We start from the raw sequence: 20,417 nt of genomic DNA, 5'->3' as shown, positions 1-20,417 counted from the left end.
CGAGTCACATGCGATGATTCTTTGCTGCTTCTTACGCCATTCGCTCCAAATTGTCATGCTTTATTTTACCCTGCCCCCGCTCCTGGAGGGCGAGCGTCCCCGCGAGCCGTCCCCGAGCGTCCCCGCGAGCCGCGCTTGAAGCCCGAAACGCGGCTCGCCGGAGGCTCGCCCTCCAGAACCCCTACTCCTTCCACACCCGGTAGAACCGGCGGCCGTTCGCCGGCGGGGCGCTGACGTCGGTGTACGTCATCGGGTCGCTCCCCGCGACGACCCCCGTCGCCAGATCCGCCCACGGCGGGTTGTTGACCATCTCGTCGGCGTACTGGATCGTGTAGGATGCGCCGATGTCCGCCTCCCACGACAGGCTGCGGCCCGGCACGACGGCCACGCCGTCCAGGTCGAACGGCACGGGGACGCCGTTGGTCAGGTGCTCGGTCGGCGACCAGCCGCCCGCCCCGACGTCGATCGGGCCCTCGGTCTCCCCGTTGCTGTAGATGAAGTACTGGCCCTGGGGCAGGAACCCGAACTGGAACAGGCTGTTGGCGTCCGTCTCCGTGGTCGCCAGCGCCGCGCCGATGTCGTTGGCGCCCAGCAATTCCACGTCGAAGCCCGGGTGGTTGCTGTACGTGCCCTGGATCTGGCCGCCCTGGGCGATGGCCACGTCGTCGATGTACCAGCCGCCCGCCACCCCGCCGGCATCGGACACCAGCGTGAACCGCAGGTAGACGTTCGCCTCGTTGGCCGCGATGTCGAGCGGAGCCACCACGCGCCGCCACTCGCCCGTCGTGTTGTACGCGAAGTTGCGCTCGGGCACCACGCTGATCGGCGGCTTGTTGGTCGCCGAGACCCGGTTGGCGATGTCCGCCGGCGTGCCGGGCCGGATGAGCTCGACCTTGACCCGGTCGTTCGCGTCCGCCAGGTCCAGCCACTCGTGGAAGACCAGGTGGAAACTGTTCATGTTGTTCGTGTCCGTCGAGGTCAGCTCCGACGGCGGGATCGTCAGGCTGAAGATCGGCGAATACAGTTCCATCACCGCGTCGTTGACGTACGCGCCGGACAGCGTGGTGCCGAACGCCCAGCGCCCGCTATAGGCATAGCGTGGCGCGGCCTTCACGCCGGCCAGGTCCTGGCGCGGCACGCCGAGTTCCCACTTGTTCCGGGCATCGAAGGGATCCCCGATGCCGTGCCGGCTGTACCACTGGGTGGTGAACTCGGGAATGCGTGTCTCGACGCCCGAGCCCAACTTGGTCTCGTAGAATATGATGGTGTCCGGGTGCGACCAGGACTCCCACGGGTAACCGCGCGAGGCGGCATACAAGCCCTCGTCATGGCGCAGGGACTCCATGTCCGCGATCGCCGCGCGTGGCGTGAGCATGCTCAACGGGACCGGGCCAAACCGCTGCAGGGCATAGGGTATGGTCTCGAGCTGGTTCGTCGGCGAGACCAGCTTGTTCACCCGCGGGTCGCGCCCGGCGGTCGGACCGCCCAGGGCGAACTCGATGCCGTCGTCCACGAGGTCCATGTCCGTGTCCTTGCCCGTCGGGATCGTGCCTGTCCGGCCGCCGAACAGGAAGGCCGACATCTTCGCGGCCTTGGTGGGCGTCTCGTCGTCATCCTCTCCCTCGCTATCGTCGCCAAGGCCCCCGTGGAAGCTGGCCGTCCCGGCGCGGTCCGGCAGCTTGCGGGCGTTCTGGGCGAACGCCATCGAGGCGAACGCGCGGGGCGGCGGCGCCGCGGACAGCTCGCCGACGGGATTGCAGAGCGTCCAGCGGTTCCCGTCGTAGACCCAGGTATCGTTGAAGAAGGTCTTCCCGTCCGTGCCGCCGAAAAGGACGATCTTTCGTTTGTTGGAGGAGGCCTTGTAGGCGTCGCCCTGCCCGCGGTCGTAGTCCCAGTCGCCCCAGTAGATCATGCACGCGCCGGCGCGCGGCTGTGGGCGGTCGCTGGAGGTGAAGCTGGTGACCTGCACCCACTCGGCCGGGATGGTGTTCGTGGCGGTCTCGGTCACCTCGCCTTGCTCGTTGGTCGTCGTGACGACCTGCTCGTCGGACGCGTAGTAAAGCCAGAGGTCGTTCAGCGGCCGATGGTTCGCGTCGAACCCGCCGAACATCACCACGCGCTCGTTCTTGGCGTCGTAAACCATGGAGTGGCCCCAGCGCGCGGGCGGGTTCTCGGCGCACGTCTGCTGACGCCACGTCACGCTGCCGGCGCCGCCGCCGATCTGCGCCTCGTGCGTGTCACCACGCACCCGGTTGCCGTCGATGCCGCCGAACATGACGGCGCGCTTGCGCACGAAGTCGTAGGCCATCGCCGCGGACTTCCGGTTGTCCGCCTTCTCGCCGCACCCGATGTACGTGACGGTGGTGGGCAGCTTCCAGTACGCGTTGATCTTGTAGGACGGCCGGTAATGCACGGTCAGCTTGGTCTTGCTCTTGCTGAACTCCGCGTAGTCCGCGTTGCCCGCCAGCACAAACCCGAAGGCCTCGGCGGTCCAGCCGCCGGCCGAGATCAGCTCCTGGACCTGAACCGTCACGTCCACCCGGTTCGTGGTTCCCGGCGCATTGGTGGTATACACGGTAAAGGCCGTCGGCGTGGTATTGAACCAATCGCCCACCGTGATGCGCTTCTCGGGCCAGTTCTCGCCGTTGTCGCCGTTGTAGTCGTCGGGCGAGAATCCTTCCGAGATCAGAAACTCGCCGATGACCGTCAAGGGAAGGTCCACCGCCGGGCTCTTGCTGACCACGAACTCCAGTTCGGCGAAGAGGATCTGGTCGCAATTCGGCGTCAGGGCCGTGTCGGAGAAGTGGATGGCGCTGTACCCGTCATAGATGATGGACTTGTCCGCGTCGGGCGTGCCGCTCTGGTCGTCCACCAGGTAGCCCACCGGCAGGACGCGCTCGAACTCGCGCGCCTCGCGCTCCCAGGTCAGGACCACGTTGAACTCGTCGATCTGGGACGGCGTCTGGACCTGGGCCACCGAAACGTCCGGCGCGACAGTGTCCACCACGGGGTCCATGCTGTCGCCGGATTTGTAGAACCGGGGCGTGGACTTGTACTGGTTCTTGTCGTCCCAGCCGCCGAAGATGAACGTCCAGTCGAAACTCCGGTGCCCGTCCCACGGGCGGTTCTTCGGCAGGCCGAAGCCCTCCCCGTCGCAATCGTACGGCATGTCGGTACAGGGGCAGGTCTTCGGCTTGGTGTTCTTGGTCTCGAAGATCGGCACGGCACAGAGTTCGGACATGCCGTCCACCTGGAGGATCGGCGAGGCATTCAGCGGCGCGGGGCTCCGCACCCACATGTTGGACCGGACAAGGAATTCCCATACGTCGCGATGCTTGGCGACGCCGTCACGGCCGCCGATGACTACGAGCTTGCGGTTATCCATCAGGATGGTGCCGGTATCGTTCTTGGGATTCTTGGTCTCGTACACCGGGATGTACGTCATCGCCGCTCCCCACCGCGCCGGCGGGATGTAGGTATCCTCGGAGACATTGATCTTCTTCCAGTACGGGAAGTCCGAGGTGCCGGGCCACAGCAATTGCCAGAGGTCGTTCAACGCCTCGTCGTAGTGGTTGGTCACCTGGGGCACCAGCTCCCATTCGACCGCGTAATGGTCGAACAGGTCCGCCTCGCCTCGCCCCTTCCATTTACCGTCGGCGGCATTCATGCCCAGCACGCCCGGCTTGGTCAGGGGCTCGCCCAGGCCGTAGTTCGGGAACAGCCACGCCTCACCGGTAACCCAGCTGATCGTCCCCAGCGTGTCGTCCGCCACCAGGCCGCCCAAGGCGATGTCCACCTCGCCGCCACCCAACAGCGCCATGATCGCGGCATTCTCCTCGCCCAGCAGGTCATTGGGCACGGCCAGGTGCCCGACGATGTTCGTGTAGATCGGGTGCCGGACCGCCAGCGGGTTCGTCGCGCAATCCTGCAGCGCGCCCGCCCACGTCCCCGCGAACGGGATCACGGCGAACTCGCTCTTGCGCAGTGTGGACTCCACCTCGCCCCACTTGGTGGTGACGGCCACGCCGTCGAGCAGCCAGTCGCCGTCGGTGTCCTGCTTCAGCGGGTGCGCGCGCAGGGCGCGGTCTTCCTCGCCGTCGCCCAGTCCGTCGTTGTCGGTGTCCGGGTTGTGCGGATCGGTGCTCACGCCATGGACCTGGTACGGGTCGGCGCCGGCGTCGAAACGGAACCGGATGTTGTACTCGCGCAGGTTCCACAGACCGTCGCTGTCGGGATCCCCGCCGGTGGCCAGGACCGAGTAGCGCGTCACGCTCTCGCCTTCCACGCGGGTTCCGACCGGGTCCATCGGGTGCAAGCCGTACCAGACCTCCCAGCCGTCCGGCATGCCGTCGCCGTCGCTGTCGGGATTGAACGGATCGGACCAGTAGTCCCACAGGGCGTCGTCCGGCATGTTGCCGATGAGGCCATCGCGGACGAGGTACTCCTCGTAGTTCGTCAGGCCGTCGTGGTCGTAATCGTCATCGCCATCCGTCGGGTCGAGCGGGTTCAGCCTCTGGCTCGGATCGCGCAGGTTGCCCAGGGCATCCAGGACTTCGAATCCATCGGGCATGCCGTCGCCGTCCGTGTCCCAGGCGGTGGGACTGGTGCCGAGCTGGGCCTCCAGGCCGTCAAGCAGGCTGTCGTAATCCGTGTCCGGGTTCGTCGGGTCGGACCCGTAGACGAAGACCTCCTTGCCGTCGTTCAAGCCGTCCGCGTCGGTGTCCGCCAGGAACGGATTGCTGCCGACGAGGTACTCGATGTAGTTCGGCAGGTCGTCGTCGTCCGGGTCGAGCCAGGCGTCAGACGGGTCGTTCGGGTCGAGCCCGTAGAAGTACTCCCAGCCGTCCGGCAACCCGTCGTTGTCCGTGTCGCTGCGGCCCGGGTTGGTCCAATCGTTGGTGTTGGCCAGGGCGTCGGGCCCGAGAAACTCGAGGTAGTTGTTCAGCCCGTCCCAGTCGGGGTCGTCGTCGTTGCCGCCGTACTCGATCGGGTCGAGGATGCGGGTGACCTCGCCCACGGCGTTGGTCATCCAGCGGTACTTCCACTTGAACCCGTCCCACATGCCGTCGCCGCTGGTATCCTGCACGTCCGGCCGGGTGTCCGCGAAGATCGGCGTGCCGGAGGGATGCCCCTCGATCACGGCGCGGTGGACGCCGGCGGTCGGGATGCCGCCGAACACGGTGACCGCGTTGGTCTTGGTCGGCACGAGCGGCGCGGTATGCGCGATGGTCTTCGGCTCGAACCGGTCGCCCTCGATGCTGACCGCGTTGGTCCCGGACCCGAAGGCGCTGATGCCGTCCAGGTACCGGCCCACGAAGAGGGCCTCCACGGTTTCCGTGTTCTGCACGGCATTGGTGTAGAGCACGGACCAGGCGTAGGTCAGGAACCCGTTGGACGAGGCCCAGCCCTTGTACCCCACTTCCTCGCCGTCGGGCATGGCGTCCGCGTCGGTGTCCCGGTTGAAGATGTTCAGCCGGATGCCGAACAGCCGGAACAGGTCGTACTCGAGCCGGTTGATCAGCGTGTCGCCGTCCGGATCGTCCTCGCCGGTGAAGAGGAAGATGTTCGTGTACCCCTGGATTTCGGAATAGTCGCCCACGTTGTCGGCATCCTGGTCCGCCTGGTACAGCGCGAACTGCGTGTAGTTGGTATAGCCGGCCTCCAGGTCGATGACGCGCGCCGCGGAGCGCCGGAACCCGTCCATGAGCACGGACACGCGGTGCGGGCCCGGCCGCAGGGAGGTCAGGACCGTCGGCGTGACGTTGGTCCCGCCGGCCGCCACGTCCCCGATCTGCGCCACCCGCCCGTTGACCACGACCTGCGCGCCGCTGACCACGTTGCCGAACGCGTCGCGGGCGTCCACCATCAGGGCGCCGGGCGTGTCGGTCAGCTCCTCCTCCGTGAAGCTGACGTTCAGCCGGTTGCCGATCGGCGCGGTGATGAGTTGCGGCGCGAAGCCCTTGTAGCCGTTGGTCGGCGCGAGTTGCACCAGGTGCGTCCCGGCCTGGACATACAGGCGCGCCGGCGTGTTGCTGCCGGTGTTGAGGCCGTTCAGCCAGACGGGATAGCTCATGCCGTCCAGCGAGGCCACGTAGAGATAGCCCTGCGCGGCGTTGGTCCGCAGGTCCACCTGGACCACCTCGCCCTCGCGCGTCTCGACGGCGGGCTGCGCCATCCGCCACAGGCCCGCGCCCATGCCGACGCGGTGCTCGCCCGGCGACGCCGCGGCGAACAGCTCGGCCTTCACGGCGTTGGTCAGCCAGTCGGGATAGAGCTTCGGCCGCGGGAAGACGTTCGTCGTGCTGTAGGCCACCAGGGCCGGGGCCGAGGTGGAGCCGTTCCACAGCGTCGCGGCCGTGTAGTCCACGATCACCGGCAGCCCGGCGGCCGAGGCCGTGTGCGAAACGCCCAGGAAGCTCTGGTTTTCCCCGCGCTCGAGCTCGAAGTGGGCCTCCTGGACCGCGCCGTTCGTGCGCACGTCGATGTACCCGCCCGCGCCGACCTGGTCGAGGTTGTACACGCCCGGATTCAACCCGCTGCCGAAGCTGTACGGCGCGGTGAACAGGGCGCCGTTCCAGAACTCGGCCCGGTGGCTGGGCTCATCCGCCTTGAGGTAGTAGCGGCCCAGCGGGATCCCGGCGATCATGTAGCTGCCGTCCTCCGCCGTCGCCGCCTCGCCGAAGATCTTCGGCGCCGGGATGGTCGGGTGGCCCTGCACGACGTTCGTCACGCCGCCGCGCCCCAGCGCGCGGACGGTCGCGCCGACGATCGGCCGGCCGTTGATGTCGCGCACCCAGCCGAAGATCGTCGCGCCCTGGTAGATCATCACGTCGTCCACGTACCAGCCGTTGAAGTCGTTGTTGATCGCGTTCTGGGCCGTGAACAGGAAGCGGACCTGGACGTTGCTCTGGCCCGCGAAGGCCCCGAGATTCGCCACGCGGCGGAACCACCCGCCGCTCTCGCCGGAACGCGCCCCGGCCACCACGGTCCAGTTCGTGTTGCCGCCGCCGCGCGCCTGGACGGTGATGAAGTCCTTGATCGGCTCGGTGTCGTAGAACTCCCGCCACGCCACGTACAGGTTGCCCGTCCCCAGGGCGTCCACGCGCGGGCTGTCCAGGGCGCAGATCAGCGGCTGGCCCCGGCTGTAGGTCGCCGCCGGGTTCGTCGCGGACGGGTCGTACGCCAGGCGGTACGAGTTCGACGGCGTGTGGTCGTCCATCGACCGGATGCCCGCGTTCGTGCCGGGCTCGGCCGTGGACAGGTGCCAGAGGTCGAGCGGCAGGTAGGCGTTCGGCGCGCTGTGCGCCCAGTTCGTGCGCGAGGAGGTCTCGAACGTCTCCGCGAGGTAGATGTTCAGGTTGGTCCACGCGTCGGCCGGCGTGTCGTACCCGAGTTGGAAGATGTCGCCGTCGCTCACGCCGTTGGCGTTGGAGTCCGCGCTGCGCGGATCAGTGCCGATCGCGAGTTCGAACCCGTCGTCCAGGCCGTCCCCGTCGCTGTCCGCCTTCGTCGGGTCGGTCTGGTGCGTCAGCACCTCGGCGCCGTCCGTCAGGCCGTCCCCGTCGCTGTCCACGTGCCGCGGGTGCGTGCCGAGGACGTACTCCTCGAGGTTGGTCAGGCCGTCGCCGTCCGCGTCGAGGGCCGCGTCCGCCGGGTTGAACGGGTCGAACCCGTGCAGGATCTCCCAGTGGTCCGGCATGCCGTCGCTGTCGGAGTCGAGGTCCAGGCAGTCCACGCCGGGCTGCGTCGGGCCGGCGGACCGGGTGACGGTGTTGCTGTCCATGAACCCGCTGTCGTCCATGGCGCGGACGCCGAAGCAGTAGGTCTTGTAGTTGGTGAGATTCGTCACGGTGAACGCGGTGGTATTGGTGACCACGGCGATCAGGTTGCCGAACACCTCGCCCGCCGGGCACATGGGCGTTTCCCAGCAGTCCCACGCGTTCGTGCCGCGGTAGATGTGGTAGTAGATGTTGGTGGAGAAATTGTCCGCCCCGGCGTTCCAGCCGAGGGCCACGTTGTTGTTGGTCCCCCCCTCGGCGGTCAGCAGGCCGCCGAAGATCGGCGGCGCGGTGTCCGCGACGAGCTTGAAGCCCAGCACTTCGCTCTCGCCGCTGCCCGTGTTCTCGTACACGACGATCGGCACGCCCTTGCTGTCGGTGACCGACACCGGCGTGAAGGACACGCCGCCGACCAGCGCCACGCCCGGCGGCTCGCCGGCGCCCGCGACGCCGACCCAGCCCCCGCCCTGCGCCCGCTTGACATAGACCGAATTCAGCAGGTTCGTCCCGCCCGCCCACGTGACGAACACCGTGCCCGCGGGCGAGACCGCGATGGACGGCCGCCGCGGGATGCCGCTGGTCGCCGCGCTGATGCCGGGGAAGGTCGTCGAGCCGCTGATCGCGCTCCAGCTCCCGCCCGAGTAGCGGGACGCGTACACCTGCTGCGAGAGGTACGGCAGCGGGTCCGACCCGTAGGTCTCGACCCAGGTCAGGTAGATCGAGCCGCCGGTCCCGGCGGCCAGCTTCGGGTACTGCACGAAGGTGTTGCCCTGGTTCGGCAGCGTCGACCACGACGAGCCGTTCCACCGCCGCGTGACGATCCGCTGCAGCGTCGTGTCCGCCCACGAGACCACCGGCATCCCGGAACTGTCGACGACCATGTCCAGGTCGTCCACCAGCCGGTAGTTGCCGTCGTAGGCGATGCCGTTGGTGTGCGAATACGCCAGGCCGATCCAGTTCGTCCCGCTCCACTTCGCGACGAACACGCGCTGGCCCGTGCTGACCGAATGCGTCCGCTTCCACGCCACCACCGGCCGCCCGTCAGACATCACCGCCACGACCGGCTTCGTGGCGTCAAATTCGCTCTCCCCGCTCACTCCGAAGTCGTTGGCGGAACTGCCCAGTTCAATCCACGAACTGCCATTGTACTGGCGGAAGTAAATACGACTCTTGTTGAAAGGTGCCAAGGCCTGTTCCGCCCAGGCGACAAAGATGTTGGTTCCCGAAGCCGCGACGGAAGGCTGCTCGGAAGCCGCCAACGTCTTGCTGACGCCGCCGCCGCTGGCCGAAGACCCTACCTCGAACCATTGGCCATCCATGTGCTTCCACTTGCCAATATCCGAAATATCTCCCACCTCTCCGATCCACCGCTTCGTATACACCTGGCGCAATCCATTCGCCGTCGTGGAATAGGCAATCACGGGGCGATCATCCCCGCTCATGGCCACGTCGGGACTGTCGCCGGGATTACGGCTTTCCATGCCGATACCCTTCATGATGGACAGCGCAAAGTCCTGCGGACCTTGCGGCACGGCATACCCATAAACCTGAATGGTATAGGTGCCCGGCGTCGGCGTGGGGATCACAATCGTTTCGACATTGTTGTACTCGTCACCCATTTCCGGATCGATGGCCTCAAACCGCCGCGAATGGGCGCCGTCCAGTTCGAAATTGCCTGCGATGTAGCCGCCGCCGCCCGGGGCCTGGACATAGAGATCCAAGTCGTTAACCAGTTGTACGCCAAGGCCCGGCGTACCCGCCGGGTCGGTCCACGCCAGGGCCACCTTCAGGCCGCCCTCGCCCGCGTTGATCTTGACCTGGCGGGTGAAGAACTGGCCGGCCGACAGCGGCGTCGTCTGGTCCTGATCCAGCAGGATGATCTCGTCTGTGGGTTGAATGCGTGGCCCGTTCACCGAACGCACGACGTCGAGCAGGCCCCACCCCTGGTCCACGAGTTCGACAAGGCCGACGTCGTACGCGTTCTTGTAAACGATCGAATTCAGCATCCGCGCTCCGCCGACCATCATGGCCTTCATCATCGCGGGGCTCGGGGCCTTGCCGAAGGTATTCGTGTAGTACTCAAACATCAGCGCACCACCGCCCGCGGTCAGAGGCGTAGCCATCGAGGTGCCGCTGAAGAACGCGAAGTTCGTTCCCGAGTCAATGTTGCCATAGCGGTAGTCGCGGTGGACCGTGCCTTCTAGTTCAATGAAGTCCGGCATCGTTTCGCGAGACTGCACGGATAGCACGTAGGCACCGGGCGCCATGATGTCAGGCTTGATACGACGATCGAATCCTTCTGCATAAAGAACCGGTCCCCGAGAACTAAAACCAGCAACCTGCCAATCCGTATCCGTTTCCTTGTCGGACTCGTAGTTAAGCAGGTTGTTAGCTAGGCGCTTCTGCTCCACGGCGCCGACGGTGATGACGTTCTTGGCGTTGCCGGGTTGGCCGATGGTCTCCGCCTCGCCGCCCGTTCCATCGTTATTGCCCCCGCCGTCGTTGCCCGCCGCGAAAAAGACGATGTACTCCTGGTTGCCCGCCGTGCCGGGCACGGCGTCCCGGACCAGTTCGTCCCACAGCATAGACATTGATCCATAGTAGTTGACTGAGTTGCCCCAACTGTTGTTCGAGAGCCGGGCGCCCTTGTTGTAGGAAATCTCGGCCTGCTCCTCGTCCGTGAAGCTGTTGAAGTCCTCGATCATCACCACGCGCGCGCCGGGCGCGGCGCCGGCGAAGTAATTCGTGCTGTAAGGTCCCTCGCCCGTCCCGGAGCCCGCCGCCTTCAGCACGGTCTCGGAGAGCGCCCCGTTGCCCAGGATGCTGCCCGCGACGTGCGTGCCGTGGCCGTTGTTGTCGCCCGGGAAGCCGTCCGACGTGACGCTCGGCCGCTGGTCGTAGTACACGATGCGGGTGTTCAGGTTCGTGCTCGTGGCCTGCGTGGGGTCCACGGCGAAGCCGGGGTTGATGAAGTCGATGCCGGAGTCCGTGATCCCGACGATCACGCCCGCGCCCGTCAGCGTCGGGTGCAGGGCCTTGAGGGACTTGGCGCGGATCCGCTCGGTGCCCAGGTCGTTCATCGGCTTGCGCACCGGGGAGGCCTCGACCCACTGCACGGCGTCGAGCTGCACCAGGTCGGTCAGCTTGTCCGCGTCGCCGCGCACGGTCAGGACCTCGCGCCCGCCCGCCGACTGCTCGCGCACGATCTCCAGGCCGGCGGCCTCGATCGCCTTCGCGTCCTCCACGCCCCGGAAGAGCACGACGTTGAACTCGCCCTCGTGGAACTTCGGGTTCGCCAGGGCCTGCTCCTCGCCGTGAACGAGATAATCCAGCACCTCGCCGCTCATCTTGAAATAGGGATGGTACGGCTCGACGTGCGTCACGCCGGGCAGGGCCTTCACCGCGGCCATCGCCGCCGCGTCCGCGTGGACCGCGAAGGCCGAGCGCGGGACGTAGTGGCTGACCAGCGCGCCGGCTTCTTCGAGGGCCTCGCGCTGCGCGTCGGAAGCGGGCCCGTCGAACTGCACGATGTGGTATTCCGTGTCCGCCGGGGCGCGGAACGCCTCCGGCACCTCGAGCCCGCGGCCGGCCGCGGCCGCCTCGGTGTCGATCAGGGCGTTCTGGAGCAGGATCGCCGCGGCACCGCGCCGCATGAGTTCATCCGGCGACCGGCCGGCGTTGGTCAGCATGCCCCGGGGCAGCGCGGCCCGCGCGGGTTTCTCCGCCTCCGCGGCCGGCGCCGCGGGGGCCGCCTCTTCCTGCGCCGTCACGGTCGCGGCCGCGAGGCGGTAGCCGTCCCCGTCCTTCTCGTACACGAGCGCGCGGCTGGCGGAGAGCGCCTTCAGCGCGTCCTCGAGACTGACGCCTTCGAGCGCGAGGGTGACGGGCGCGTCAAGCGCCGGGTCGACCTGGAGGCGGACGCCGCTCTGCGCGCCAAGTTCCCGGAGGATGTCGCGCAGCGGGGTATTTTCGGCGGACAACCACACCCGGCCGTCCTCGACCCGGAGCTGCAGGATGGAGAAGACCTGTTCCGGGCGCGGGCCGGGGGATTCGAGGGCCGTCACCAGGCCGGCGGCGCAGAACAGCACGACCGGCACCAGGCGCCACGTCAACCAGCGATCCCGGGAACGACGAGCTTCTTGTTTTTTCATAACGGTCATCTCCGGCGCCCGGGCGCCGAGCCCCCGGGCGATCCATTGTTCACGCCGTGTTTACTGCGTTTCCAAAAGCGACAACTGCCCAACCAGCGCCTGCTCGCGCTGCTTGAGTTCCACCACCCGCGCCGACTGCGCCCTCCGCTCCGCCTCGGCGGCCTGCGACGCGGGGAGTTCGTCCAGCTTCTCGTTCATCCGCTGCCGGGCCTGCGCGAAACGGGTCTCGAGGTCCGCGATCTCCGCCTGCAGCGCGGCGCATTCGGGGTCGCCGGCCGCCCGCTCCTTCTGGAGCGCGAGGAATTCCGCCTGGGACTTTTCCGCCGCTATCCGGGCGGTCTCCAGTTCCGACCGCATGCGCTCGCGATCGGCGCGCAGGCCTTCCAACTTCGCGGCGTCGGGCGGGTCCGCGCGCTCGGCCAGGCGAATCTCGTTGTCCACCAGGGCGGCCATCCGGCCGCCCTCCGCGAGCTTCGCGTAGGCCGCGTCGCGGGCGCGGAACAGGTCGCGGAGTTCGGGGAACAGCAGGGCGAAGCGGTCGCGCAGGGCGGCGCGTTTTTCCACGAGGCTTTTTTCGAGGGCCTTGGCCTGCCCCCGGAGCTCGGCAACCTCGGGGACGTCGTATTCCGCGCGGTCCCGCTGCGACCAGCGGCCGGAGCCGCCCAGGGGATCGGAGGCCTGCAGCCCGGCCAGTTCGCGGCGCACGGCATCGAGTTCGGCCCGCAACGCGGCGGGATCGTCGGCCGCGATGGAGGGCCCTCCGACCAGCAGCCCGGCCAGGACCGCAAGAAAACACACCTTGAGATTGCTGTGTCTTACGAAGCCCATCTCATCAGACTGTTGGCGGCCTGTACCGTTCGGCCGCGTTTTCCCCGCTTCTTAAATGATGAGATTACCCAATACGACCCGCCCTGACAAACAATTTAAGAGGGAATGTGTCGGGGACGAAATGTGTGAAAGTGAGAAGTTGAAAAGATGTTACACCGGGCGCCGCGCCAGGGCTCCGGCGGCCCGGCCCCCGACCGCCGGGCACCCCGGAACGGACCAGCCGGCCGGGAATTCCCGGCACTGCGCCGGGCGGGAAACGTACACCCGGCAGGCGTCGTTTTCCAGGAACACGCAGGCGCCCTCCGGCGTCTCGGCCAGGCTCAACTGGCCCCGGTTGGAGGCCAGCACGGTGTGCCGGTCGATGAAATCCCGCTCGGGAATGCCCAGATGGGACGCCAGTTGCGCCACATCCGCGTCCGTCAGCAGCACGTGCCCCGGCCAGCGGCAACAGGCGCCGCAGTGGAGGCAGGAGAAGGATTGGGGGTGTTCAGTGTTCAGTGTTCAGTGTTCAGTGTTCGGTTGGGCCGCCGGCCCCAGGGGCCGGATGGAAACAGCAATGAGACCTCAACGTCCAACAACCAACATCCAACTTCCAACGTCCAATGGAAGCCGTTCCACGCCTTGGAAGTTGGGTGTTGGACGTTGGGCGTTGGACGTTGAAAACAAATATGTGACACGCACTTTTCACGGATGGTGTCTCAGATCAGCAAAGCCTCCGGCGGCGGCCGGAACGCTCACGGATGAAACTTTGATGACTGCGCAAGGCCCGTGCGGTGCTTGCCGGACATAGAAAGTGGAGCATGTCATCCCGAGCGCAGCGAGGGATCTCTGCGCTGCCCAACAAGTCGGAGATCCCTCACTTCGTTCGGGATGACACTCACCCCTCATAATCACCAAGCCGGCATTGAAGTTTCAGGCAGTGTTCGGGAAGAAATTCAGTACGGCCTTGATCGCCTTTTTAGCCGCTTGATGAGCATGAAAACACAGGGAAAGATACAGCCCTTCCTCCGGAAGCGGAACGCGGGCCAAGGCCAGGTCCGCTTTCGCATGCCGAAGCCAGTCTGCCGCGGAACCCGGAACGGGGACATCAGGCGGCATAGAGTTGTTTCCCCTCTTCCAGGATGGTTTTGTAGATCAACCCGATATTCGTACGATGCCTCTGCAGATCGGACGGTGTCGCGACGAGGATATCCACGGCGAAGGGCAGTCCGAACATTTCCAGGTGGAGTTTCTGCGCTGTCGCGCGCCGTGGCGTACCATCGGGCATGACCACGAGTACATCCACGTCGCCCCTGACGCCCCCGCCTTCCCGAGCGGAGGATCCGAAAAGAATGATCTGCAAGGGGTGTACCGCTCCCACGATCCGGCTCACCAGTTCATTCCAACCCTGGTCTGACATGCCTTGCCCACCCCTACTGCGCCATGGAGCGGGTGCCGCCGAGGCCGAACTTGATGGGCTCGTTGACGTCGAGCAGTTCGCACGAGACCTGGACATTGGCCAGCCAGGCGAGGGCGCGGGCCTTCTTGAAGACGACGTAGCTGTCGTCGCGCACGAGGAAGGTGATCATCTCCTCGTCCTTGTGCACCTCGTTCAGGATCTTGCCGAACCAGTCCTGCGCGGTCTCGCGGGAGACGGATTCCAGCCTGTACCCGCTGACCCCGGGCAGCGACGTGAGCGCGAACTGGCTCATCAGGGCGAAGGCCAGGTCCACCTGGTGCGCCTCGGTCTTGACCGTCGCCGTCTCGAGCAACTGGGCGAACGCCGACTGGTCGCCCTTCGCCTTCTCGGCCAGCGCGCCCATCTCGTCGTAGACCATGCGCGTGATGTCCTCGATCGGCACGAGAAAGAGCTCGTTGTTCCGGCACTCGATGAAGATCGGCCGCTTGTCCGTGGGCTGCTCCATGGGCGTGGGGACGAGGACCTTGATCTGCGAGGCGTCGATGCCGGTCAGGAGAATCATCAGGATGATGATGCCCAGCATGCACGTCATGATATCCAGGAACGAGTCCAGGTTGACGGAGTTGCCTCGTTCTTTTTTCGCCATGGCCGGTTACTCCTGGGGTGCCACGGGCGCGGCGGCCGCCGGTTCGGCCGGCGGTTCGGCCGGCGGCGTTCCGCCCTCCTCCGGCGCCGCGCCCGGTTCCGCGCCTTCCGCGGAGGGTGCGACGGGTTCCCCGCCCGGTTCGCCTTCCGGCGGGGTTTCCCCTTCCGCCTCGCCCGACGCCGCCTGGCCGGCCGCCACCTCGACGGTGCGGCCCTCCTCGTACAGCTCGAATCCCAGGTCGACCTCGCGGTCGTGGATGGCGGTGCGCAGCCGGCGCAGGACGCGCGCCGAACGGGGCCGGGCGAGCAGCACGATGTAGCGCTCGTCCTTTTTCGCGGCCACGGTGTTCAGCATGCGTTCGAAGGCGTTCCCGGAGCGCTCCAGGTCGACGACCGGGACGATCTTCCCCTCGGGATAGATGACGATCTGGTCGCCGTAGACGTCCACGTACACGGGGTCCTTGAACTTGTTGCCGAACTTCGGCACCAGCATCAGGCCCTGGTCCTCATCCGCCTCGGTTTTCTCGGCGTAGAGCGCGCCCTTGATCACGGCGCTGATCTGCACGTTTTCGGGGTTGCTGATGATCGTGAGCACGTTGCTGATGAGCAGGATCATGAGCACGCCGATGAGCATGAGAATCACGCACATGAACGACGAGAAGTCCATGGCCGCGCCTCTGGATCTCCTACCCATTTCCCATGCTCCCTTGGTTTCTCTGCGTCGTCACGGCGTCGCCGCGGGCGCCGGGACCGGCGCACCGGCTTCCCCGCCCCCGACCGGCGCGGGGACCGGCTCCGCCCCGGGTTCGCCGGCCGGAACCTCGCCGCCTTCCGTCGCGGCGCCGACTTCCGTCGCGCGCCACTCCATCTGCTTGCGCTCTATCAGCCGCGCCAAGTCCTCGCTGACCCCCTGGAACGCCCCGGACTGCATCTCGCCCAGGCCGACATAGGACCCCACCGGCCACCGGCCGATGTTCAGCCACCCCACGCCGATCTTCTCCTTCGGATCGAACCCCGCGACAACCAGGTTCTTGACCTCCGACCCGTCGTTGACGACCTCGCGGAAGGAGGTCTTGTAGACCCGCCGGTCGCCCTTGATCCCGTTCACCACCAGGGTGCCGACCTCCTCGTCCACGCCGCTCATCATCGAAAGGTAGTAATCGTCGTAGAGGCCCATGCCGAGGAACACGAGGTTCAGTTCCATGCCGTCGTCGCGCTTCTGCATGCTGCACGTGACCAGCGGCACGCTGATGGCCCCGCCCTTCCCGAGGCGCGTCCAGCCCTCGCCCTGCACCCGCTGGTCCATCGCCATGCCCGAGAGCAGTTCGCGGGTCTGCTCGACCTTGCCGCTCTTGCGCGTGGCGGCGAAGTAGCTCATGCTGGGCGTCGCGTATTCCCCGCCGAGCACCATGCGGCCGGGGAAGAGCAGCACGAAGTTGACCTCCGTGACCGGGTCCTTGTCCTCGCCCTCCAGGTTCTCGGCCTGCATCACCTTCACCTTGCCGGCGACCAGCGGGAGCTTGCTCGCGAAGTCGCGCAGGGACACCGAGACGGCCATGCCGCCGCCGGCCTCGCCCTCGTCCTCCCCGCCGGCCGAACCCTTGGTGGTCTGCTGGTCCAGGCCGACGCCGGCCTGGCTGAAGAAGCTGCGGAGGAACTGCGGCGACGACCGGGGCGTGAAGCCCGTCGCCATTTCGTAGCCCTCGAGGCTGCGCTGGATCAGGTACTCGCCCGGCGGGAGGGGCGTCTTAGGCGAGCACTCGGCCAGGAGGCCGGCCTGGGGATCGGTCACGAGCAGGTTCCCGGTCTCCGGCACGAGGCAGATCGCGCCGAGGGAATCGAGCCCTTCGACCAGCTGCTTCAGGGCGCCGCTGGTCGGGTCGAGGGAGAGCAGCCGGGCGTCCTTGCCCTTCGTGCTGGCGCGCTGCGCGAGCACGATGGCCCCGTTGCCGAGCAGTCCCACGGCCTCGATCTCGGACTGCGGGGTCAGGTTGCCCGCGGTGCCGATGGGCAGGTGCCGGACGGCGTCCCACCACACGATGCCGCCCTCGGGCCGCTCGCCGATGACGACCACGTCCTGCTTCCGGGAGAGGCTCACGCCGCTGAAATTCATGAACGGCCCGTAATCCACCACCCACCAGTCGCCCTCGAGATCCCGGACCAGCACCACGCCGAAGGTCAGCCCGCCGCGCGCCGCGCTGTCGTTTCCCGCCACGAACAGGCGCCCGTCGTCCGCGGCCTTGAGATCCTCCCACACGTACGGCTTCTCCAGCCACGGCACGCCGACGACCTGGGCCTTCTTGTATTGGCCCGCGTCGTCGGGAATGAACTCGAGGACCCGGCCCCACGGCACCTGTTCGACCACGAACAGGTGGCCGTTGGTGGAAAACGAGAGGGCCCCGGGGCTTTGCAACTGCCCCCGCTCGACCGCCTCCCGCGGGCGGTTCTTGCTGATGACCCACTTGGGATAATTGGTCTCCACCGTCCAGCCGGACTCGATGGCCGGGGCCGGGGTGTTGTTGCGCAGGACGACGACGCGGTTGGCGCCCCGCTCGGCCACGTAGATGTCGCGGCTCGAGGGATGCAGGGCCACGCCCTCCGGGTTCTTGAGGCCGCGGGCCCTGACCTGCATGTTGAAGTCGCTCTTGGCGGTGTCCACCACCTGCGCTTCGCCGACCCGCGGCCAGAGGCAGCCCGCCGCAGCCAGGGCCGCCGCGATCCGCCGCCCGCGCGCTGTAAGGCCTAGCGACATCGCCGCGGCCTCACGCGCCGGTCTCCTCGCGCAGCGTGATCACGCGCGGACGGCTCAAGCGGCTGACCAGCGCGTCGGTCGTGGTCAGGTGCTTGCGCAGATCCTCGAGCGCCGTGCGGAACTCCGCCGAGGCGGCGATCCCCGCGAGGCTCTTCTCCATGGCCTGCTGGATCTTGAAAAGGTCCTGGATGCCCGAGGCCAGCTGCCGGACCTCGCTCATGCGCGTGACCAGCTCCCGCGCGGCCTGGACGGATTGCTCGGAGCTCTCGCGCGTGGCGCTCGTGAGCGCGTCCGCGCTGCGCGTGTACTCGCCCGCCGCCTTGACCACGGCGTCGTTGACGCCGGCGAACACGCCCTTCATCCGGCCCGCCTCCTCCTCCGCCAGCTTCCGGCGGCTTTCGAGGACGGCGTCCTCCTGGGCGCGCAGGTCCGCGGTGACCTTGCGCAGGGCGGTCTCCATCGCGTCGCCCACGGTGCCGAAGCTGCTGGACAAGTGCTCGCTCAAGCCCCGCAGCGTGGAGACGTAGTTCTGGCTCAAGCCGTCGAACTTCTGCTCCACGCTGGCGGCGGCCTTCTCGATGGACCGGGTGAACACCTCGTCGTAGCGGTCCGGGTCGGGGATGTACCGGCGGAAGGCGGCCTCGATGGAGTCCTCGAGGTTCTCGATCACGATCGGCTTGCTCTCGGGCGAGGGCAGGCGCGAGATGAGCACCTCGTCCAGGTAGATGTCGATTTCGACGAAGAGGTTTTCCTCGCGGCGCTGCAGCGAGGAGAGCGGGAACATCAGCAGGGTCACCAGGATCAGGGCGAGGAAGGTGGTGTCGAAGGCGACGCCGAGGCCGATGGTCACGTTCGCGATGGCGCCCTTGATGGCGCTCAATTCGGCGCTGCTCTTCAGAAAGTCCGCGAACCCGGACACGGCGGACCCGAGGCCCTGCACCGTCCCGATGAACCCCAGGATGGGAATGGCCCAGATCAGCACGCGCGAGAGGGCGTAGGAGGAGTCGGAGGACGACGTGTCGCGGTCGGACTCCGAGGCCGCCCAGCCGGAGATACGGCCAACGTCCTTGGTCGCCAGCCACAGGGCCAGGATGCGGTCCATGCGGCTCAACGCGATGCTCTCGGTGAAGAGCGGGTTGGCGACGATGCGCTTGCGGAGCTCCTGCACGTGCACGTCGTCGTTGAGGTCGATGCTGGAGTCCACGGGGCTTTCAATGAAGGTGCGCGTCTGCTTTTTCAGGATGCGCGACTTCAGGAAGATCTGGGCCGCCACCATGAAGCCCATGAACAGCTCGATGTACTGAATGGGGCCGCGCTGGTTGATGAGCTGGTAGATGTAATCCAGCGCCGCGCTCCGGCCCTTCAGGGGGAACACGGCAAACGCCACCGCGACGGTGCCGATGAGCCCCACCAGCACCTGGATCACCACGTTGGCGTCGGTTCCGGGGCGCCCGCCCTTGGCCACCTGGAGTTCGGGCTCGGTCAACTCGGTTACGCCGACTTCCGTTTCTTCCGCCATTGCGCACCTCGACTGGAGAGAAGTTTCTCGGCTCTTTTCGGGGGCTCCGCGCGTCCACGCGGAACCCGACTAATTAGATTGTCTATCATCCTCCAAGCGGCTATTCAAGTCAATGGGCGAAATGGCCCGGGGGCGGAAAACTGTATCTTTAGCGAAGGATTGGATCTGGAGTGTGGCACGGCCGTCCCGGCCGTGAAAAGCACGGGCGAGACGCCCGTGTCACATTTCACCGGATCGTACAGGAAAGTCACGCGCGCTAAAGATGCAGGACGAAAAAAACGGTGATGAAAAAAGCGCGGCAGCGGCCGGCCGACGTGGTGTTCTACGAGGCCTTTGCGGAGGAGGCGGCCGCGCTGCGGGCGCTCCTGCCCCGGGGGGTGCGGGCCGTGCTGACCGGCCGCACGATCCAGGAGCGCGGCGACGCGGAGCCCCCCGCCGCCCTGGTCAGCATCCGCACCCAGTCGATCCTCCCGCCGGCCTGGGCGCCCCGGCTCTCCGGCGTGCTCACGCGCAGCACCGGCTACGACCATCTCCGGCGCTACCGCGAACGGGCGGGCCGGCCCCTGCCCTGCGGCTACCTCCCCCGCTACTGCGCCCGCGCCGTCGCGGAACACGCGGCGATGCTCTGGCTGGCGCTCCTCCGCCGCCTCCCCCTCCAGCTCCGGCAGTTCGCCGCCTTCGACCGCGACGGGCTGACCGGCGGCGAATGCCTCGGCCGGACGCTGACCGTCGTGGGCGTCGGGAACATCGGCCGCGAGATCGCGCGGGTCGGGCGCGGCCTCGGCCTGCGCGTGCGGGGCGTGGACCTCGCGCGGCGCCATCCGGAGATCGACTACGTCCCGCCCGCCCGCGGGCTCGCGGAGGCGGACGTGATCGTCTGCGCGATGAACCTGACGGCACGGAACGCGGGCTACTTCAACCGCGCCGCCTGGCGGCGAGTCCGGCCCGGGGCCCTCTTCGTGAACATCGCGCGCGGCGAACTGGCCCCCACGGCGGACCTCGCCTGGGCGCTGGACACCGGCCGGCTCGCCGGGGCGGGCCTGGACGTGTTCGAGGACGAAAGCGAGGTGGCCGTCGCGTTCCGGACCGGCCGCGCCGGCCGCGCCGCCCGGGCCCTGCGCCGGCTGGCCCGCCGGCCGAACGTCCTGCTCACCCCGCACAACGCCTTCAACACCGCGGAGGCCGTCCGGCGCAAGGCCGAACAGGCGGCCGCCGAGGTCGCGCGCTTCCTGCGCACCGGCGCGTTCCGCTGGCCCGTGCCATAAAGGAGTCCAAACTCGATTTTCGAATATCGAAATCCAAAAAAAATCCCAAGGTTCAAGTGCTCTAATGTGTGTTTGACACC

General features: G+C 67.2%; 10 protein-coding genes. 1 reads left to right on the top strand and 9 read right to left on the bottom strand.

All coding sequences use genetic code 11. The annotated features are described in order from the left end of the window. Positions 1 to 181 precede the first annotated feature (181 nt). From KA248_07435 to KA248_07395, 9 genes are all read right to left on the bottom strand, one after another. On the bottom strand, positions 182 to 11,929 hold the full coding sequence (locus KA248_07435; GenBank protein ID MBP7829734.1) for a S8 family serine peptidase: 11,748 nt from the start codon (positions 11,927 to 11,929) through the stop codon (positions 182 to 184). A 60-nt stretch (positions 11,930 to 11,989) separates the two neighbouring features. Beyond that, positions 11,990 to 12,757, bottom strand: coding sequence for a hypothetical protein (locus KA248_07430; protein MBP7829733.1), 768 nt, complete (start codon positions 12,755 to 12,757; stop codon positions 11,990 to 11,992). 150 nt (positions 12,758 to 12,907) lie between these two features. Further along, positions 12,908 to 13,186, bottom strand: a complete 279-nt coding sequence (locus tag KA248_07425) for a YkgJ family cysteine cluster protein (protein MBP7829732.1) — start codon at positions 13,184 to 13,186, stop codon at positions 12,908 to 12,910. Positions 13,187 to 13,669: 483 nt separating this feature from the next. Further along, on the bottom strand, positions 13,670 to 13,855 hold the full coding sequence (locus tag KA248_07420) for a HEPN domain-containing protein (protein MBP7829731.1): 186 nt from the start codon (positions 13,853 to 13,855) through the stop codon (positions 13,670 to 13,672). Beyond that, positions 13,845 to 14,156 (bottom strand): nucleotidyltransferase domain-containing protein, encoded by a 312-nt coding sequence (locus tag KA248_07415; protein MBP7829730.1) that lies wholly within the window; start codon positions 14,154 to 14,156, stop codon positions 13,845 to 13,847. Before KA248_07415 ends, KA248_07420 begins: the two co-directional genes overlap by 11 nt. 13 nt (positions 14,157 to 14,169) lie before the next feature. Beyond that, the gene (locus KA248_07410; GenBank protein MBP7829729.1) at positions 14,170 to 14,802 is read right to left on the bottom strand and encodes a hypothetical protein; all 633 of its coding nucleotides are present in this window, start codon (positions 14,800 to 14,802) and stop codon (positions 14,170 to 14,172) included. Between the two features lie 6 nt (positions 14,803 to 14,808). Further along, a complete protein-coding gene (locus KA248_07405; GenBank protein ID MBP7829728.1) occupies positions 14,809 to 15,468 on the bottom strand; it encodes a hypothetical protein in 660 nt (219 codons plus the stop codon). Between the two features lie 57 nt (positions 15,469 to 15,525). Next, positions 15,526 to 17,553: a hypothetical protein gene (locus KA248_07400; protein MBP7829727.1), complete on the bottom strand. Its 2,028-nt coding sequence runs from the start codon at positions 17,551 to 17,553 to the stop codon at positions 15,526 to 15,528. 10 nt (positions 17,554 to 17,563) lie between these two features. Beyond that, positions 17,564 to 19,072 (bottom strand): MotA/TolQ/ExbB proton channel family protein, encoded by a 1,509-nt coding sequence (locus tag KA248_07395; protein ID MBP7829726.1) that lies wholly within the window; start codon positions 19,070 to 19,072, stop codon positions 17,564 to 17,566. Positions 19,073 to 19,356: 284 nt separating this feature from the next. Here KA248_07395 and KA248_07390 point away from each other — a divergent pair, with 284 nt between their 5' ends. After that, a complete protein-coding gene (locus KA248_07390) occupies positions 19,357 to 20,337 on the top strand; it encodes a hydroxyacid dehydrogenase (protein ID MBP7829725.1) in 981 nt (326 codons plus the stop codon). The last annotated feature ends 80 nt before the right edge of the window (positions 20,338 to 20,417 follow it).

Source organism: Kiritimatiellia bacterium (assembly GCA_018001225.1).
In the GTDB taxonomy this organism is placed as follows: domain Bacteria; phylum Verrucomicrobiota; class Kiritimatiellia; order CAIQIC01; family JAGNIJ01; genus JAGNIJ01.
Note: the sequence above shows the minus strand (reverse complement) of the source record. Positions and strands in the feature narration are given on the sequence as shown.

What these genes read in the sequence shown, in the direction of transcription:
- KA248_07410 (MBP7829729.1), bottom strand. Translation starts at nt 14,802, where the DNA reads ATGGCGAAAAAAGAACGAGGCAACTCCGTCAACCTGGACTCGTTCCTG.
- KA248_07430 (MBP7829733.1), bottom strand. Translation starts at nt 12,757, where the DNA reads ATGGGCTTCGTAAGACACAGCAATCTCAAGGTGTGTTTTCTTGCGGTC.
- KA248_07390 (MBP7829725.1), top strand. Translation starts at nt 19,357, where the DNA reads ATGAAAAAAGCGCGGCAGCGGCCGGCCGACGTGGTGTTCTACGAGGCC.
- KA248_07435 (MBP7829734.1), bottom strand. Translation starts at nt 11,929, where the DNA reads ATGAAAAAACAAGAAGCTCGTCGTTCCCGGGATCGCTGGTTGACGTGG.
- KA248_07405 (MBP7829728.1), bottom strand. Translation starts at nt 15,468, where the DNA reads ATGGACTTCTCGTCGTTCATGTGCGTGATTCTCATGCTCATCGGCGTG.
- KA248_07420 (MBP7829731.1), bottom strand. Translation starts at nt 13,855, where the DNA reads ATGCCGCCTGATGTCCCCGTTCCGGGTTCCGCGGCAGACTGGCTTCGG.
- KA248_07400 (MBP7829727.1), bottom strand. Translation starts at nt 17,553, where the DNA reads ATGTCGCTAGGCCTTACAGCGCGCGGGCGGCGGATCGCGGCGGCCCTG.
- KA248_07395 (MBP7829726.1), bottom strand. Translation starts at nt 19,072, where the DNA reads ATGGCGGAAGAAACGGAAGTCGGCGTAACCGAGTTGACCGAGCCCGAA.
- KA248_07415 (MBP7829730.1), bottom strand. Translation starts at nt 14,156, where the DNA reads ATGTCAGACCAGGGTTGGAATGAACTGGTGAGCCGGATCGTGGGAGCG.